Annotated in this window: 13 protein-coding genes and 4 pseudogenes; 5 read left to right on the forward strand and 12 right to left on the reverse strand. The window is 70.1% G+C overall.

Annotation, left to right across the window (positions count from 1 at the left end):
• Window positions 1–35: 35 nt before the first annotated feature.
• The 3 genes from SRB17_RS09845 to SRB17_RS09855 form a co-directional block, all read right to left on the reverse strand.
• On the reverse strand, window positions 36–464 hold the full coding sequence (locus SRB17_RS09845) for an OsmC family protein (RefSeq protein WP_228395937.1): 429 nt from the start codon (window positions 462–464) through the stop codon (window positions 36–38).
• Window positions 465–600: 136 nt separating this feature from the next.
• Complete coding sequence (locus SRB17_RS09850; protein ID WP_323375244.1) at window positions 601–1,098, reverse strand: Ohr family peroxiredoxin; 498 nt, start codon at window positions 1,096–1,098, stop codon at window positions 601–603.
• A 172-nt stretch (window positions 1,099–1,270) separates the two neighbouring features.
• Window positions 1,271–2,167 carry an RNA polymerase sigma-70 factor gene (locus tag SRB17_RS09855; protein ID WP_153536831.1) on the reverse strand — a complete coding sequence of 299 codons (897 nt, stop codon included), beginning with the start codon at window positions 2,165–2,167 and terminating at the stop codon, window positions 1,271–1,273.
• Window positions 2,168–2,567: 400 nt separating this feature from the next.
• Between SRB17_RS09855 and SRB17_RS09860 the strand changes: the two are divergent.
• From SRB17_RS09860 to SRB17_RS09870, 3 genes and pseudogenes are all read left to right on the forward strand, one after another.
• A pseudogene (locus tag SRB17_RS09860) lies at window positions 2,568–2,932 on the forward strand (cupin).
• A 65-nt stretch (window positions 2,933–2,997) separates the two neighbouring features.
• Complete coding sequence (locus SRB17_RS09865) at window positions 2,998–3,204, forward strand: hypothetical protein (RefSeq protein ID WP_153536832.1); 207 nt, start codon at window positions 2,998–3,000, stop codon at window positions 3,202–3,204.
• An 8-nt stretch (window positions 3,205–3,212) separates the two neighbouring features.
• Window positions 3,213–3,422, forward strand: a complete 210-nt coding sequence (locus SRB17_RS09870) for a hypothetical protein (RefSeq protein WP_153536834.1) — start codon at window positions 3,213–3,215, stop codon at window positions 3,420–3,422.
• 77 nt (window positions 3,423–3,499) lie between these two features.
• On the opposite strand, the gene SRB17_RS09875 is transcribed toward SRB17_RS09870, so the two are convergent.
• The 9 genes and pseudogenes from SRB17_RS09875 to SRB17_RS09915 form a co-directional block, all read right to left on the reverse strand.
• Window positions 3,500–4,264, reverse strand: coding sequence for an SDR family NAD(P)-dependent oxidoreductase (locus SRB17_RS09875; protein WP_153536836.1), 765 nt, complete (start codon window positions 4,262–4,264; stop codon window positions 3,500–3,502).
• 115 nt (window positions 4,265–4,379) lie between these two features.
• Complete coding sequence (locus tag SRB17_RS09880) at window positions 4,380–4,853, reverse strand: carboxymuconolactone decarboxylase family protein (protein ID WP_323375245.1); 474 nt, start codon at window positions 4,851–4,853, stop codon at window positions 4,380–4,382.
• 171 nt (window positions 4,854–5,024) lie between these two features.
• Window positions 5,025–5,942 carry a sigma-70 family RNA polymerase sigma factor gene (locus SRB17_RS09885; RefSeq protein ID WP_153536840.1) on the reverse strand — a complete coding sequence of 306 codons (918 nt, stop codon included), beginning with the start codon at window positions 5,940–5,942 and terminating at the stop codon, window positions 5,025–5,027.
• 254 nt (window positions 5,943–6,196) lie between these two features.
• Entirely contained in the window at window positions 6,197–7,084 is an 888-nt protein-coding gene (locus SRB17_RS09890) for a sigma factor (RefSeq protein ID WP_153536843.1), read from the reverse strand.
• Window positions 7,085–7,259: 175 nt separating this feature from the next.
• Window positions 7,260–7,742, reverse strand: coding sequence for a cupin domain-containing protein (locus SRB17_RS09895; RefSeq protein ID WP_153536845.1), 483 nt, complete (start codon window positions 7,740–7,742; stop codon window positions 7,260–7,262).
• Window positions 7,743–7,767: 25 nt separating this feature from the next.
• Window positions 7,768–8,511 carry a PIG-L deacetylase family protein gene (locus tag SRB17_RS09900; protein ID WP_153538150.1) on the reverse strand — a complete coding sequence of 248 codons (744 nt, stop codon included), beginning with the start codon at window positions 8,509–8,511 and terminating at the stop codon, window positions 7,768–7,770.
• Window positions 8,512–8,552: 41 nt separating this feature from the next.
• Window positions 8,553–9,251: pseudogene (locus tag SRB17_RS09905) on the reverse strand (MFS transporter); the annotation flags it as partial.
• 179 nt (window positions 9,252–9,430) lie between these two features.
• Window positions 9,431–10,211, reverse strand: a pseudogene (locus tag SRB17_RS09910) (helix-turn-helix domain-containing protein).
• A gap of 275 nt (window positions 10,212–10,486) precedes the next feature.
• Window positions 10,487–11,918, reverse strand: a pseudogene (locus SRB17_RS09915) (aldehyde dehydrogenase family protein); the annotation flags it as partial.
• 588 nt (window positions 11,919–12,506) lie between these two features.
• On the opposite strand from SRB17_RS09915, the gene SRB17_RS09920 reads away from it, so the two are divergent.
• Window positions 12,507–13,970 carry a xanthine dehydrogenase small subunit gene (locus SRB17_RS09920; protein WP_153536847.1) on the forward strand — a complete coding sequence of 488 codons (1,464 nt, stop codon included), beginning with the start codon at window positions 12,507–12,509 and terminating at the stop codon, window positions 13,968–13,970.
• The gene (xdhB, locus tag SRB17_RS09925; RefSeq protein ID WP_153536850.1) at window positions 13,967–16,414 is read left to right on the forward strand and encodes a xanthine dehydrogenase molybdopterin binding subunit; all 2,448 of its coding nucleotides are present in this window, start codon (window positions 13,967–13,969) and stop codon (window positions 16,412–16,414) included. Before SRB17_RS09920 ends, xdhB begins: the two co-directional genes overlap by 4 nt.
• Window position 16,415: the final 1 nt, after the last annotated feature.

Below are 16,415 nucleotides of genomic sequence, written 5' to 3' on the forward strand. Positions count from 1 at the left end.
TCCGCCGACGCCGACGGAGCGGTTCCCGGGCCGGGTCATCGCGGCAGCGACCGGTCGGGGGATGTGGAGGGCCGCACCGTGACCGTGGGTACGGTGACGACCGAGACCTCTTTGGTCAGCAGCCGGTGGACAGAGCAGCGTCCGGCCACCGCGACCAGGTGCTTGATGCGGCCGGAATCCAGATCGCCGGTCAGCCGGACGTCCTTGACGATCTGTCCCCGCGCATCGAACCGCACGGTGACATCGACCCGGTCGAGCGGCCAGTCGTGCCTGTCCGCGTACGCCCGGACGGCCATGGACGTGCACGTCCCCAGCGCGGCCAGCAGCAGTTCTCCGGGTGTGGGCCCGGTGTCGGTCCCGACGGGCTGGGGTGCGTCCGCGGTCAGTGCGTGCGGGCCGACCACGACGGACCGGGCGAGGTGCCGGCCTTCGCGCACGGCCACGATGCGTGAGGTGGTCATCATTCTCCCTCTCCGTGTGTGCTGTCCCTGTTGAGACAGGACGCCCCTCCTTGATGTGACATGTGGCCCCGAGCGCACGGAACGGTGCGGAGACCGATGCGCGATGGCCGGCCCGGCCGGGGAACAGCCGTGCGTCCGGCTAGCAGTCCAGCGTGATGTGCGTCGGCGTGCCCTGCCCGGTCATCTTCACGTAAGGGCAGAGCGAATCGGCCGTCTCCATCAGCGGGGCGGCGACGGCGGGATCGATGTCCGGCCACTTGACCACCAGGTCCACGCGCAACAGATAACCACCGTCCTCCGGGTCCCGCCCGAAAGCCACGGTCGTCTCCACGGAGATCACCGAAGGGTCGAGCGCGGCCTGCCGTGCCACCAGGCTCAGCGCCCCGTGGTAACAGGCGGCGAAGCCGGCGGCGAACAACTGCTCCGGGTTCGTCCCCTGCCCGTCTCCGCCCAGTTCCGCGGGCATACGCAGGTCCAGATCCAGGGCACCGTCGGCCGAGCGGGCTCTGCCGGTGGCGCGGCCGTGACTCGCCGGGCCACCGCTCACCGTCACCGTCGTGGTGTGGATCGGGGCGAAGGACTCCCCGTCGAAGTCCTTGTCGGTGGAGAGGCGGGGCGACCGGATCGGGTCGTTCACCGCGTGACTCCTTCGACGCCGCGGTGCACCGCCGGGCGCGGAGCCGGAGCAGGCGTGCATGTCCTGGGTGTCATATTGTGCGGGCCTTTACGTCTGAGGGGTGTGCCGGATACGGACAGTCAGTTGACCGGCACGTCGCCCCTGCTGTGACAGCCTTCGGTGGGCCGCCGCCTCAAGCGCCCAGCAAAGCCAGGTAAGGAGCCAGTTTGGCCGGGTTCATCACCCACATGAGGCGTTCGATACCCCGCGCGGACACATCGGCGCACAGCAGCGCCTTCGCTTTTCCCTCCTCCGAGACGAGGACGGCCGGCCGGCCGTTGGCCTCGACCCAGCGGACGCCCGACTGCGGCCAGAAACGCGGGGCGAAGGCGGCGAGATACCGGGAGACGTGCGGCAGTCCGAAGACCGGGATCTTCGATGCCCCGCGCATTCCGCCGCCGTCGGAGTAGCTCACCACATCCTCCGTGAGGACATCCTCCAGTACCGCCAGGTCACCGGTCTGCGCCGCGGCGAGGAACACCTCCATCAGACGCCGGTGAGCGGTACGGCTGACCGGCTCTCTGCGCTCGGCAGCCAGATGCTTCCGGGCACGGGTCACCAACTGGCGTGTGTTGGCCTCGCTGGTCTCGAGGATGTCCGCGATGCGCTTGTACGGGTAGTCGAAGGCTTCCCGCAGCACGTAGGCAGCGCGTTCTACGGGGTTCAGCTTCTCCAGAAGGAAAAGAACCGCCAGGTCGAGTGCCTCTGCCCGCTCCGCGCCCAGTTGTGGATCCATGCTTGTGTCCACGGGCTCGGGGATCCAGGGCCCGGTGTACGACTCGCGCCGCACCCTGGCGGACTGGGCGAAGTTGATCGCCAGGCGGGCGGTCACCGTGGCCAGGAAGGCGGCCGGTTCATGGATCCCGGAACGGTCGGTGGACTGCCATCGCAGCCACGCCTCCTGGACGATGTCCTCGGCCTCCACAGCGCTGCCGAGCACGCGGTAGGCGATACCGAAGAGTTGGGGACGCACTGCCATGAAATCCCTCGTCGCCCGGTCAAGGGAGCCCGAGTGGTCTTCGGCGCGCATCCATGTCCTCCGTACTCGGACCACCATGCTACAAGCCGGACCAGCACATGCGTGTGTCCCGGTCCTCCTCATGTCACATGGCGGCTCCGCGGAACCGACTGTCTCCGCGCACCGGAAGCGGACCGTGTGAACGCACATCCGCGTGCAGCGAGCCGGACGGCCGACACGGTGTTACCGACCCGATCGGGCCGCACGTTCAGCAAGACCAGCCAAGGTCTCTTCCGTCTCCGGATACCGAAGCGCCCCCGCCAAAGGGAGCCGCCGCACTCCCTGTTGTCACAGATCCACCGTGCACCCGGTCATCACTGTGCGACGCGCATGGGACCCGGACGCGTGAACCACGCATCCGGCCAACGGTGTGCCGTCCCGTGTCATGACGAATCCATGGAGATGCAACACGATGTCGGAAAAGGATCCAGCGCAGGCGTCCGGCGAGCAGCCCCGGTCGAAGGGGTGGAAGACAGCGGCGACGATGCTGCAGGACGCCGCGCCGATCTCCATCCCCGAGGGCGCCTCGGCGATGACCATTCGCGTCGAGTGGGAGCCCGGAGACCCGGGAACGCCGCCGCACCGCCACTCGGGGCCGGCTTCTGGGAGCCGGGCGGTGACGCGATCCACTACCAGGACGGCAACGCGCTGCCGGACGCGCGGACCCGGTTCGCCGTGACGATGATGTGCGCTCCTGGCAGGCCCATGCTCGAACTGGTCGACGAGAAGGAACTGGCCGAGCGGGCGCACCTGCGCGCCCCGCGTCCCACCGCCTGACCGGCCGCCTGCACCCTCGGCAGGCCCGTTCCGACGGGAGACTACTTGGAAGGGCGCGACACGGTATGAACGCGATCGACGCCGTCCACGCCATGCCGACGGCGCTGTTCAGCGCCGGCGCGGTCCACGCTCTCCGGCACGACGCGCCACGGAGTCCTGGATGGCGCAGTCGGGTCGACCACCTTCTGCACACCGCCATGGCCCTGGCCATGGCGGTGATGCCGTGGCGCTCGGGCCGCGTGCTGCCGGAGCTGCCGCGGACGGTCTTCTGAAGGGGCGGATGGCCGAGAGGAAGTTCAACCTGACCTACTGCCGATTGCTCCATCCGTTGGAAGAGACGTTCACCGGCGGCCCGGAGAAGCTCGGGGCCGCGACCGGCATGATGTACGCGCTGAAGGCGCAGGCGCAGGGCCTGATGGACACGCCCGGACGGCGACGGCACGACGGCCGGCCGACCTTCGAGTACGCCGAACCGGGGCTCCGCCGATGACGGACAGCGGAGTCCGCACGTGGTCCCACGGACGGACTCCGCTGCGACGCACCCACGCCGTGAGGCATCCGGCGGCGTCAGACGAGTTCCAGGCCACCGTCGACGGTCAGTACCTGACCCGTGATGTGCGTGGCCAGGGGATCGGCTATACGCAGGATCCAGTGGGCGACGTCCTCGGGGTCGCCGAGCCGGCCCGTCGGTATCCGGTCCCGCTCGCGGCTGACCATCTCGTCGATGGCGTCGTGCGGGAGGCCGGCCGCGGCCAGGACGTCCGTCTTGGTGGGGCCCGGGGCGATGGCGTTGACCCGTACTCCCGCCGAGGCGAGTTCCAGCGCCCAACTGCGCGTCAGCTGCTCTACCGCGCTCTTGGTCGCGGCGTAGTGGGCCCCTCCGGGCAGAGGACGGTGACCGTAAGTGGACGAGACGTTGACGATGGAGCCCGAGGAGTCGCGCAAGTGCGGCAGCGCCGCACGGGCGAGCATGCTGGGCGCGGTCACGTTGAGCTCGAACAGGCGGGTGATCACTGATCGTTCGGTCTCCGCGAGAGGCATCACGGCGGTGGCGCCCGCGTTGTTCACAAGCACATCGAGTCGGCCCCACAGGTCCAGGGCGGTGCCCACGATCGTGTCCGCGGCGCCCTCTTCGCAGATGTCGAGCGGCAGGACGGTGATGGCGGAGTGGACGTGGGCCGTTTCCTCCAGCGCGTCCTTCCGGCGTCCGACACCGAGGACGCGTGCTCCCGCCTGGGCCAGGGCGATCGAGGTGGCCCGGCCGATGCCGGATCCTGCTCCGGTGACGATCGCGACACGGTGTGCGAAGTGTGATGGGACAGGGCTGTGCATGGTTCCCCTTCGTGCGTGGGAAGGAACAGACTTTCGGTGATGTCCGGGTGGCACAGGCTGTATGTGCCACCGTTGCCCCCCCAGGAGGCCCGCCCGAGTGGACAGGCGGTGTCGCTCAGCCGAACTGGCCAGGCTGGTAGTCCCCGGCAGGCTGCTGATTGATGACGTTGATGCGGTTGTAGGCGTTGATGACGGCGATGAGGGAGATCAGGGCGATGAGCTGCTCCTCGTCGAAGTGCTTGGCCGCGTCGGCCCAGGCCGCATCGGTGACACCACCGGCGGCGTCGGCGATGCGGGTGCCCTGCTCCGCCAGCTCCAGCGCGGCGCGCTCCGCGTCGGAGAACACCTTGGCCTCACGCCAGGCCGCGACCAGATTGAGGCGCTGCGCGCTCTCCCCGGCGAGCGCCGCCTCCTTGGTGTGCATGTCGGTGCAGAATCCGCACCCGTTGATCTGGCTGGCCCTGATCTTCACCAGTTCCTGAACCGCAGCCGGCAGCGTCGAGTCCGAAACCGCCTTGCCGGCCGAGTTGATGTGCTTCAGCACCTTGCCCCCGAGCGGGTGGCCGAAGTAGTCGAGACGCGATTCCACGGTGATCTCCTTGCGTGTTTGCGGATACACACTCTTGACCGGGGTGACCGGCAATGTGTGACACCGAGCCGTGCGTGACCTGGGTCTCACGCGCTCGTCGACACGGAGGAGTACGTCGACGGCGCCGGCGGACGCGCCCGCGCCGCCCTGTGCGCACGTGATCGGCGCCTGTCAGACACCGGGCGCGGTCGCGTACCGGAAGCGCGAGTCGAGGAACGCGGCGATCTTGCTCGGCTCGAACACCCACATGACGCGGTGAATCCCCTCGCGCGAGGCTGCGACGGTCATGAAGGCCGAGGGGTGGCCGTCCCGGTGGAGCAGCACCCCGCCGCGTCCGTTGGCCTGGACGGGTCGTATCTCCACCTCGCCCCAGAACCTCGGATACGCGGTCGACAGGTTCGCGACGCGGGCGCGCCCCAGCACCGGGACACGAGCGGCGCCGCGCATGCCGTTGCCGTCGGACAGACTGACCGCATCGGGTGTGAGAAGTGCTTCCAAGGAGTCGATGTCACCCTGCCGTGCCGCCGCCACGAACGCGTCGAGCAGGCGCCGGTGTGCGGCCACGTCGACGCTCTCGCGCTGCTCCGTGTCGAGGTGCTTGCGGGCTCGGCTGACGATCTTCCGGACGTTGACGACCGTCATCTGGAGCATCTCCGCGATCTCGGCGTAGGAGTAGTCGAACGCCTCTCGCAGGACGTATGCGGCCCGCTCTGTGGGTGTCAGCTTCTCCAGGAGGAGCAGGAGCGCGAGTTCCAGGGCCTCGGCCCGCTGGGCGCCCACCTCCGGGTCGCTGCTCGTGTCGACCGGCTCGGGCAACCACGGGCCGATGTAGGTCTCGCGCCGCAGCCGGGCGGACTGGCCCACGTTGATCGCCAGTCGGGTGGTGGTGCTCGACAGAAAGGCCACCGGGCTGACGACGACCGAACGGTCCGTCTTCTGCCAGCGCAGCCACACTTCCTGCACCACGTCCTCCGCCTCGACCGCGCTGCCCAGGACGCGGTACGCGATACCGAAGAGGCGTGGCCGGAGTTCCAGGAAGACAGAAACGGCCCCGTCCAGGTCACCTTCCCCCGGGGGCGTGGCATGCATGATCCTTCTGTCTCCGTTCCTCCAGGTCTCCGGCGCCGGCAGGTGCCGTGATCCACCGGCCGTCCGACGAGCGGCCGCTGTGGCGCGTGCTGTTCGCGCAGGAGAGGGCAACCCACCGGGCCCTGTCCGATCCCGCCTTCTTCATTGACCACGGATGCCCCTGTCTTGTGACAGGTTGTGGCATGTCAATTCGGATTCACCCGTGAAACCAGTGTTCTCGGGCCGGCGTGTGTCATGAACGGGTTGGCGGCCCCCTACGGCGGACCGGGCCGGGGAACGGCCTGGTTCCATAGGCGCAGTTTGTCTGGGTTGACGACGATCCAGACCTGGACGGCGTGACGGCCGGCGACGTCGAGGCTGATGACCGCTGCGACCCGCCGGTCGTACCGCACGAGCAGTCCGGTCCGGCCGTTGACGGAATGCGTGTCCACCGTCGTCCGTGCACGGGGTGCCAGCAGCGTCAGCAGACTCCGGGCCACCCGCTCCCGGCCGTGTACGGGCCGCACCTGCGCCCGTACCTTGCCACCCCCGTCGAAGAACGCGGTGGCGTCCGGCGCCAGCAGCGCCGTGAGCCGGTCGGTGTCCTCCGCCGCACACGCCTCCCGCACCGTACGCACCACCGCGTCCTGCTGCCGCGGCGTGCTGGGCCGCCCGCGCCGGTCCCGTAGACTCCGCCGCGCACGGTCCGCCAGCTCGGCGCACACCGGCTCGGACCGGCCCACGATGTCGGCGACCGCACCGGGCGCCATCCCGAAGACGTCATTGAGGACGAACGCGGCCCGTTCGGACGGAGACAAGGCGTCCAGTCCCCGCAGCAACACCGCGCTCACCTCCCGCTCCAGCATCCGCCGCCGTTCCCCGGCCGCCTCGGCGGACACCGGCCCCGCCCGGTCAGGACGCCGCCGCCCCGGCTGCGCCAGCCGCTCCAGACAGATCCCGCCCGCGACCCTGGACACCCACGCCCGCGGGTCCTCGATCACCGCCCGCTCCGACTCCGCCAGCCGGTACCACCGCCGATACGTCTCGCCGACCACGCCCTCGGCCTCGGCGCCACTCCCCAGCATCCAGAACGCGACATCCAGCAGATGCCGCCGTTCATCCAGCAGTTCCCCGATCGGCAGCGCCCCATCGGCGAAGTCCATACCGCTACCTCCTCCCACGGCGCCCTCGCACCGCACCACCAGGCGGATCCGGCACGCCGGCGGGGTACGTGCGGGACGATCCGCTCCTTTCGCGATCAGGGAAGGCGATGCGGCAGGCGGTGACGCTCAGTGACACACCATCTGTCACGCCCCGATGTCACACCTCCTGCGAAAGTCACTCCACGAAGTAGGAGTCGTGCCGGGTGAAGAAGTTCGCGCGTTCCTCGTCCGTGGCGTCCGCGAGCTGCGACACCTGCTCGAAGTACTCCTCACGCGGAGCGCCCGGAGTGAAAAGGAGCAGCATCTCGGCCGGGGCGTCGGAATCGTTGCGGAAGGCGTGCAGACCGCCCTGCGGAACGTGCAGGAAGTCGCCCTTGTGGGCATCGACCCACCGCGCGCCGTCGAAAAGACGAACCGTTCCGTCGAGAATGTAGAAGGACTCCGAAATCGTCTTGTGGAAGTGCGTCTTCGGCCCGCCCGCCTTCGCCCTCATCTCGACGCGGTAGAGCCCGAACTCGCCTCTGGTGGTGGTCGTGGTCGCCAGGTAGTGGATGGCGTCCCGGCCTCGCTCACCGAGATCGGGCGGGGTGCTCTCCGGACGGAAGTCCGCGCTGACTTCCCCGCTGTCCTCCCAGTACACCTGTTCCGGATACGACATCGTTCTCCATCCCCTTCATCCGAGGTCAGCGGCTGAACAGCTCGAAGACGACAGCCGGTTCGCCACCGAACCGCGAACTGTGCGCGTGGGTGGTGGTGGTCAGGAAACGACGTACGTACGTCTCGGGGGCCTCGTCGGTCAGCGCCTCGAGGTACGTGCGATGGGCCAGCAGGGAACGCACCGCCCGCTCGAACCCCGGTTCCGCTCGTACGGCGTGGGTGGGGACCGGAGAGTTTGCGACGGCCACCCATCGCACGCCGTTCCAAGGCTGAAGCCCCTGCTCGGTCAACTCCGGGAAGATCCAGCGGTTTCCGGCGTCCGCCGCGGCGTCGAGGACGGCACGCCCCACGGCCACGTGGTCCGGTGTGTTCCACGCCCCCGGGCCCCACGTCGCATGGTGGTTCAGGGTGATCACCAGCTCGGGACGGTGGCGGCGGAGGGCCGCGGCGATGTCACGGCGCAGGGGAAGGCCGTACTCGATCACACCGTCCCGGTGGCCGAGGAACTCCACCTCCGCGACGCCCACGGCGGCGGCACCTGCGCGCTGCTCCTTCTCCCGCAGCGGGCCGGCCTCCCGGGGAGCGAGCGTGTCGATGCCGGCCTCGCCGCGCGTGGCCAGGGTGTAGGCGACCTCGCGCCCTTCCGCGGTCCAGGCGGCGACAGCGGCGGAGCATCCGTACTCGAGGTCGTCGGGATGGGCCACCACGGCGAGGGCACGCTGCCAGTCCTCGGGCAGGGGCCGCAGGAGCGGGGAAGACGCACTGGTCATCATGTCTGCTTTCGTCAGGGGTTCTTGCGAGGGTGCGCGAGTCATGGCACCGGAGGCGGCACCATGAGCCACCCGTGGGTGAGCCGGCGCGCCCGGTGAGGGACCTCGGCGGCGGGGTCGAGCGCCATGAAGGCCAGCAGGGCCGCGCCGCCCAGCAGTGCCGTGCACAGCGGCATCGCCCGGCCGAACGACGCGTCGAAGGCGGGCCGGGGCGGTACGCGTCCAGGCCCATGCCCACCAGCAGCGGCAGGGTCGCCACGGCCACCGGACCGGACGCCCGCGCCGCCGCGCTGTTGACACCGCTCGCCACTCCGGCGTTCGAGCCGTCCACGGACGACAGGAGGGTCACGGTACGAAGAGCCGGGGCCGACCCGCAGCATCATCACCGTCCCCGAGACGGACTCCGGGTCGTGACGGAGCGCGATCGGCACACACGCGGGCGCCGGCGGGACGTTCAGCAGGAACGTCCAGCACCGGCCCGGGCCGTCGACCAGCCGGCACCGAGGATCGGCCCTCGCGCCGCGCCGATCCCACCGAAACCCGACCACAGACCGACCGCACGCTGCCGGTCGTCGGGGTGGAACGAGTCTTCGACGAGCGCCAACGGGCCGGGCGTGAGCAGGGCGCCGCCGCCCACCCCCTGCAGGGCGCGCGCCGCGATCAGCGTGCCGGCGTCGGCAGCCGGGCCGCACCAGCAGGGAGGCCACGGCGAACCACGCCACGCCCTGCAGGATGCACCGGCCGTGGGCGCTCGTGACGGGGATGGAGGGCTGCGCGTGTGGAGAGGTGTCCATGTCGGGTTCCTGCGTGACAGCAACGTTGTGACATGTAAGACCGAACAGCCGGACGGGATGTGACATCGACGTGTGAACAGGTCGGTGGCCACTGCTCGGTCCGTCTCCGCCGGGCCGCCCTCACCTCAGCCCGGAAGGGACCGACCCAGGACGGACAGCAGTCGCAGGCCGGTGTGGCTCTCGGTGCCCGGAACCGCGGTGTAGACCAGGAGCCGCTGGGACCGGTCCGGGTCGACGAGCGTCTGGCAGTGCAGTTCCAAGGCCCCCACCTGCGGGTGCCGGAAGCGTTTGGAGGCGCAGTAGGGGGCCGGCACCGGGCGCTCATGCCAGAGGCGGGCGAACTCGGGGCTTTTCTCACGCAGCGTGTCGACGAGTTCGCCGGCACGCGAGTCGCCGCCGTCACGGGCGTAGGTGCCGTGGAGGTCCGCCACCATCAGCCGGCTCAGCTCGGCATGGTCGCTCTCGGGGTGGACCAGGCGGGACGCGGGATCGGTGAACCAGCGGTAGTGCGCACTGCGCGCCAGTCCGGTGTACGCCGTCTCGTCGCCCCGCAGGGCCTCAGCCATGCGGGTCTGCTTCAGCGTCTCGCCCAGGTGGTTCATGACCTGGGCAGGCGTGTCCTCCAGCCGGTCCAGGACGCGCATCATCCCGGGATTGATGTGGTCGCCGCGCCACACCCTGCGGGGCAGGGCGTGGCGCGGCGAGCATCTGTTCCCAGGGGTGGGGCCCTCGCGGCTGCTCGAGTCGGCCGTAGTAGTCGACCGACATGTCGCACAGCGCCGCGACCTCCTCGCGGCGCAGCCCGCCGGTACGCCTGCGGCGTCCGCGGGGAAGCCCGACGTCCTCCGGTTGGAGGGCCTCACGGCGCGCCCGTAGAAAGGCCGCCAGCCCCGCTCGGTCCGCCATGGCTGATCTTCCTCCCGGCTGGTGATCCTCCCCGAAGGGAGCTGCCGGTCCTGGACGGTTGCGCGGCGGTCCACGAGGCGACCCCGAGAGGGACGCCGCGTCGGCCGGACACGGTCGTCGTCGAGGACCACAGCAGGGTGAGCGACGCGGCCCGGTTGCGGATTCCCCGTCCGGCATGTGCCGGTCAGCACCATCCGCGCACGGGTGGCCGTGGAGGACGCTGGGTCCACGGCGACCTGGGCCCGGCAGGCCCGGCAGGCCCGGACGCGTGCTGGGCCGCTTCTCGCGTGTTCGGCGACGCCGTTGCCTGACTGCTTGTAACCACCGGACGGCGCCTGGAAGTTGTGCTCCCCGCCGTTGACGTCGACCTGGCCGACGCGCAGGCGCCGTGCGATCTCCATGGCGTGTTCCTCGTCACCGGTGACGGCACCGCTGAGGCCGTAGATGGTGCCGTTGGCGATCTCGACGGCGTGGTCCTCGTCGGCGTACGGGATCACGACCAGGACGGGACCGAAGATCTCCTCCTGGGCGATGACGGATCCGGGGTCGACGTCCGAGAAGATCGTGGGCTTGACGTAGGCGCCGGTCGCGAAGCCCTCCGGCTTGCCGGGCCCGCCGACCACGAGCGTGGTGCCGTCGGCGATACCGCGCCGAATGTAGCCGTCCACGCGCTTGCGCCGGCTCTCCGATGCGACCGGACCGATCCGCGTGGCCTCGTCGGCGGGGTCGCCGACGGTGTACTCCGCGGCGGCGGCCCGTAGCTTCTCGGCCACGGCCTGCTGAAGGTCCTCGGATACCAGCATGCGGGCGTAGGCGCGCCACAGGCCTGACCTCCGTTCGCCCAGGCGTAGGCCAGTCCGCGCCTGACGGCGAAGTCGAGGTCGGCCTCGGGCAGGACGATGTGGGGCGCCTTGCCGCCCAGTTCGAGCGCCACGCGCTTGACCGTGTCGGAGGCCACGACGGAGACGCTCTTCCCGGCACGGGTGGACCCGGTGAAGGACACCATGCCGATTTTCGGGCCCGGGAGATGGCCTCGCCGACGACCGGGCCGGTGCCCTGCACGACGTTGAACACACCGTTCGGCAGACCGGCTTCGGTGGCGATCTCCGCGAACATCCGGGCGCTCAGGGGAGAGATTTCCGACGGCTTGAGCACCACCGTGTTGCCCGCCAGCATGGCCGGGACGACCTTGGTCACCAGTTGCTGGAGCGGGAAGTTCCACGGGGTGATGACGCCCACGACGCCGATCGGCTCATGGATGACGAGCGAGTTCTCGATCACCTCCGTCCACGCGTACTCTTCGGCCGCGGTGATCGCGGCGAGTGTCGACGCCACGGGGAATCCGACCTGCGCCTGCCGCGAGAAACTGATCGGGGCGCCCATCTCCAGCGTGATGGTGGCCGCGAGCTCCTCGCTGTGCTCCCGCAGCCCCTCGGCCAGGCGCCGGATGACGGCGACGCGGTCTCCCGGCGACGTCGACGACCATGCGGGGAAGGCGGCGAGCGCGGCGTCCACCGCCTTGTCCACGTCCTGCGCCGTGCCCTCGTGCACGGAGGCGATCACGGACTCGTCGGCCGGGTTCACGACGTCGATCAGCGGTCCGGACCCCTCGACCGCGTGGCCGTCGATCCAGTGGGACGGAGTGGGAAAGGGAACCTCACGGTGTACGTTCATGCCGTCAAGAGAACATCGGCCGGCGCAGGGCATCCATGTTCCGCCATACCCATGATCCGGGTCACTCTGCCGCCCTGCCTCGGGCTGGTCGGTGCGCCCTGCGGCACCTTCCCGCAACGCACGACGCGACGCCCACGCGCGGGTCCCGATCCTGGTCGGCGGGCCCTGGGACAGCGGCCACGCCCGCGCGGGCCGGCCGGTGCACCGGAACGCGCCCGCCCACTGAACGGCCCCGTGGGGACGGACGGACCTTCCTGTCCGTTCTCGGGAGCCGGAGGCCGGCCTCTTGACCTCGGTGTTCCCAGCCACTAACTTACGGTAGCCGTCGACCCATCACCGCCGAAAGGAGGCGACCAGCGGATGTACACCAGCTCTGATCTCGGTCGCCTCGCCCAGTGCACGGTCTGGGTTCCGGGTCGCATCGCGCACGGCTGCTGAGCACGCCGTTCCGACGTGCCCGTTCGGGCACCTTCGGGGTCTCCCTCACCAACCTTCCTCACGTCGCTGTTGCGTGCCGTTGTGCGCCCGCTGCTCACGCGTGGCGCGGCTGAACACAGAAAGCTGCCTGAAATTGGCGAACATGATGAATCGACCGATCACACTCCGGAACGAAGGCCCGTCATGGTAGCGGCGCGGATCACGGTCAACGGGGAAGAAACACCCATCTCGCCGGCCGCACCCCACACCACAGCGCTGGATTTTCTGCGCGAGCGTGGCCTCACCGGCACCAAGGAGGGCTGCGCCGAGGGTGAATGCGGCGCCTGTTCGGTCCTGGTGGCCCGTCCCGGGGTGAACAAGCCCACCGACTGGGTGGCGGTCAACGCCTGTCTGGTCCCGGTCGCCGCGCTCGACGGTCAGGAGATCATCACCTCCGAAGGTCTCGCGACCGCCGGCGAACCCGGCACGCCGCCCACCTTGCACCCGGTGCAGGAGGAGATGGCGGTCCGCGGCGGCTCCCAATGCGGTTACTGCACACCTGGGTTCGTCTGCAGCATGGCCGCCGAGTACTACCGGCCGAACCGCTGCGCGCATGCCGACCCGGCCGACGGCACCGACGCCGAGCACGGCCCGAACGGTTTCGATCTGCACGCGCTGAGCGGAAACCTGTGCCGCTGCACCGGTTACCGTCCCATCCGCGATGCCGCGTTCGCCGTCGGTGTGCCCACCGATGAGGACCCGCTGGCGCAGCGTCGCGAGCAGTCCCCGCCCGCACCGGTCGCCACCGAATACACCCGGGACGACAGGGCATTCCTGCGGAAGGGCACCCTCGCGGAGACGCTGCGGTTGCTGCGCGAGCGGCCCGACGCGGTGGTGGTCGCCGGCTCCACCGACTGGGGCGTCGAGGTGAACATCCGTTCCCGCCGCGCGGATTGCGTGGTCGCCATCGACCGACTGCCCGAACTGCGGGAACTGCGCGTCGAGTCCGACCACATCGAGATCGGGGCGGCGCTGACGCTCACCGAGATCGAACGCCGCCTCGACGGTGACGTGCCGCTGCTGGCAGAGCTGTTCCCGCAGTTCGCCTCCCGGCTCATCCGCAACAGTGCGACGCTCGGCGGCAACCTGGGTACCGGGTCCCCCATCGGGGACAGCCCGCCCGTGCTGCTCGCGCTGGAGGCGTCGGTGGTGCTCGCCGACGCCGACGGTGAGCGCGAGGTCCCGCTGGCGGACTACTTCACCGGCTACCGGCAGAGCGTGCGCCGTCCCGGCGAGCTGATCCGCGCGCTGCGCATCCCGCGGCCACTGTCGCCGGTCGTGGCCTTCCACAAGATCGCCAAGCGGCGCTTCGACGACATCTCCAGCGTGGCAGTCGCTTTCGCGCTGGACATCGAGAACGGGATCGTCCGCACGGCACGCATCGGCCTGGGCGGGGTGGCCGCCACCCCGATCCGCGCCCTCACCACCGAGGCGGCCCTGGAGGGCAGGCCGTGGGCGGCGCAGACCGTCGAGGCCGCGGCCCGGGTGCTGCAGGCCGAGGGCACGCCGATGAACGATCACCGCGCCAGCGCCGGGTACCGCTCCGCGATGCTCGGCCAGAGCCTGCTGAAGCTGTACGCACAGACCACCGAGGCGGTGTCGGCATGAGCCATCTGTCCGAGCGTCCCGAAAAGCCCGTCGTCGGCGTCCCGATGCCGCACGAGAGTGCCGCCCTGCACGTCACCGGCACCGCGCTCTACACCGACGACCTGGTCCAGCGCACCAAGGACGTGCTGCACGCCTACCCGGTCCAGGTCATGAAGGCCCACGGCCGGATCATCGCGCTGCGCACCGAGCCCGCGCTCGCCGTGCCCGGCGTGGTCCGTGTCCTGACGGGTGCCGACGTGCCGGGCGTCAACGACGCCGGGATGAAGCACGACGAACCGCTGTTCCCCGACGAGGTCATGTTCCACGGCCACGCGGTCGCCTGGGTGCTCGGCGAGACCCTGGAGGCGGCCCGGCTCGGTGCGGCGGCCGTCGAGGTGGAGATCGACGAACTGCCGTCCCTGGTCACGCTGCAGGACGCGATCGCGGCGGACAGCTATCACGGCGCCCGGCCCATGATGCTGGCCGGCGACGTCGACGCAGGCTTCTCCGACTCCGCGCACGTGTTCACCGGCGAGTTCCGGTTCTCCGGTCAGGAGCACTTCTACCTCGAGACGCACGCGGCGCTGGCCCAGATCGACGAGAACGGGCAGGTGTTCATCCAGAGCAGCACCCAGCACCCGTCGGAGACCCAGGAGATCGTCTCCCACGTGCTCGGCGTGCCCGCCCACGAGGTGACCGTGCAGTGCCTGCGGATGGGTGGCGGCTTCGGCGGCAAGGAGATGCAGCCGCACGGGTTCGCGGCCGTCGCCGCGCTCGGCGCCAAGCTGACCGGCCGGCCGGTCCGGTTCCGGCTCAACCGGACCCAGGACCTGACCATGTCCGGCAAGCGCCACGGGTTCCACGCCACATGGAAGATCGGCTTCGACGCGGACGGCCGTATCCAGGCCCTGGACGCCACCCTGACCGCGGACGGCGGCTGGAGCCTGGACCTCTCCGAGCCGGTGCTGGCCCGAGCGCTGTGCCACATCGACAACACCTACTGGATTCCCAACGCGCGCGTCGCCGGTCGTATCGCCAAGACCAACACGGTCTCCAACACCGCCTTCCGCGGCTTCGGCGGACCGCAGGGCATGCTGGTGATCGAGGACATCCTGGGCCGCTGCGCACCGCTGCTCGGCCTGGATCCCATGGAGTTGCGGGAACGCAACTTCTACCAGCCGGGCCAGGGCCAGACGACGCCGTACGGACAGCCGGTCACGCAGCCCGAACGGATCTCCACCGTCTGGCGGCAGGTGCAGGACGACGCCGGCATCGCCAACCGCAAGCGCGAGATCGCCGCCTTCAACGCCGCGCACCCGCACACCAAGCGGGCGCTCGCCATGACCGGCATCAAGTTCGGCATCTCGTTCAACCTCACCGCCTTCAACCAGGGCGGCGCGCTGGTGCTGATCTACAAGGACGGCTCCGTCCTGATCAACCACGGCGGCACCGAGATGGGCCAGGGCCTGCACACCAAGATGCTGCAGGTGGCCGCGACCACGCTGGGCATCCCGCTGCACAAGGTCCGCCTCGCCCCGACGCGCACCGACAAGGTGCCCAACACCTCTGCCACCGCCGCCAGTTCCGGGGCGGACCTCAACGGCGGGGCGGTGAAGAACGCCTGCGAGCAGTTGCGCGAGCGGCTGCTGCAGGTGGCCGCCACCCAGCTGGGCGCGAACGCCTCGGACGTGCGCATCGTCGAGGGCGTCGCGCGCGCCCTCGGCAGCGACAAGGAGCTGGCCTGGGACGACCTGGTGCACACCGCGTACTTCCAGCGGGTCCAGCTGTCGGCGGCCGGTTTCTACCGGACCGAGGGGCTGCACTGGGACGCGAAGACGTTCCGGGGCTCGCCGTTCAAGTACTTCGCCCACGGCGCCGCCGCGACCGAGGTGGAGGTCGACGGCTTCACCGGCGCGTACCGCATTCGGCGCGTGGACATCGTGCACGACGTCGGTGACAGCCTCTCCCCGCTGATCGACATCGGTCAGGTCGAGGGCGGTTTCGTTCAGGGGGCGGGCTGGCTGACGCTCGAGGACCTGCGCTGGGACACCGGTGACGGGCCGCACCGCGGCCGGCTGCTGACCCAGGCCGCGAGCACCTACAAGCTGCCGAGCTTCTCGGAGATGCCCGAGGAGTTCAACGTCACCCTGCTGGAGAACGCCACCGAGGAGGGCGCGGTGTACGGCTCCAAGGCGGTCGGTGAGCCTCCGCTGATGCTGGCGTTCTCGGTGCGAGAGGCGTTGCGGCAGGCCGCTGCCGCGTTCGGGCCGAGCGGGGTCAGTGTCGATCTGGCCTCGCCCGCGACGCCGGAGGCGGTGTACTGGGCGATCCAGGCGGCTCGCCAGGGCGATGCCTCCCGGAACGGTCACGCCGGCAGCGGGTTTGCCGCGGGCGGCGACACCGGACACGGGCACGCCGTCAACGGCACCATCCGTGCCGACGCAGCCGCGTTGAACGGTGCCTGAC

Origin of the sequence: Streptomyces sp. RB17 (assembly GCF_009604455.1) — a bacterium.
Lineage (GTDB): Bacteria > Actinomycetota > Actinomycetes > Streptomycetales > Streptomycetaceae > Streptomyces.

Excerpts from the sequence above, each read along its gene's own strand:
- SRB17_RS09920 (WP_153536847.1), top strand. The coding sequence starts at position 12,507 with ATGGTAGCGGCGCGGATCACGGTCAACGGGGAAGAAACACCCATCTCG.
- xdhB (WP_153536850.1), top strand. The coding sequence starts at position 13,967 with ATGAGCCATCTGTCCGAGCGTCCCGAAAAGCCCGTCGTCGGCGTCCCG.
- SRB17_RS09875 (WP_153536836.1), bottom strand. The coding sequence starts at position 4,264 with ATGCACAGCCCTGTCCCATCACACTTCGCACACCGTGTCGCGATCGTC.
- SRB17_RS09885 (WP_153536840.1), bottom strand. The coding sequence starts at position 5,942 with ATGCATGCCACGCCCCCGGGGGAAGGTGACCTGGACGGGGCCGTTTCT.
- SRB17_RS09895 (WP_153536845.1), bottom strand. The coding sequence starts at position 7,742 with ATGTCGTATCCGGAACAGGTGTACTGGGAGGACAGCGGGGAAGTCAGC.
- SRB17_RS09870 (WP_153536834.1), top strand. The coding sequence starts at position 3,213 with ATGGCCGAGAGGAAGTTCAACCTGACCTACTGCCGATTGCTCCATCCG.
- SRB17_RS09890 (WP_153536843.1), bottom strand. The coding sequence starts at position 7,084 with ATGGACTTCGCCGATGGGGCGCTGCCGATCGGGGAACTGCTGGATGAA.
- SRB17_RS09845 (WP_228395937.1), bottom strand. The coding sequence starts at position 464 with ATGATGACCACCTCACGCATCGTGGCCGTGCGCGAAGGCCGGCACCTC.
- SRB17_RS09900 (WP_153538150.1), bottom strand. The coding sequence starts at position 8,511 with ATGACCAGTGCGTCTTCCCCGCTCCTGCGGCCCCTGCCCGAGGACTGG.
- SRB17_RS09855 (WP_153536831.1), bottom strand. The coding sequence starts at position 2,167 with ATGCGCGCCGAAGACCACTCGGGCTCCCTTGACCGGGCGACGAGGGAT.
- SRB17_RS09865 (WP_153536832.1), top strand. The coding sequence starts at position 2,998 with ATGAACGCGATCGACGCCGTCCACGCCATGCCGACGGCGCTGTTCAGC.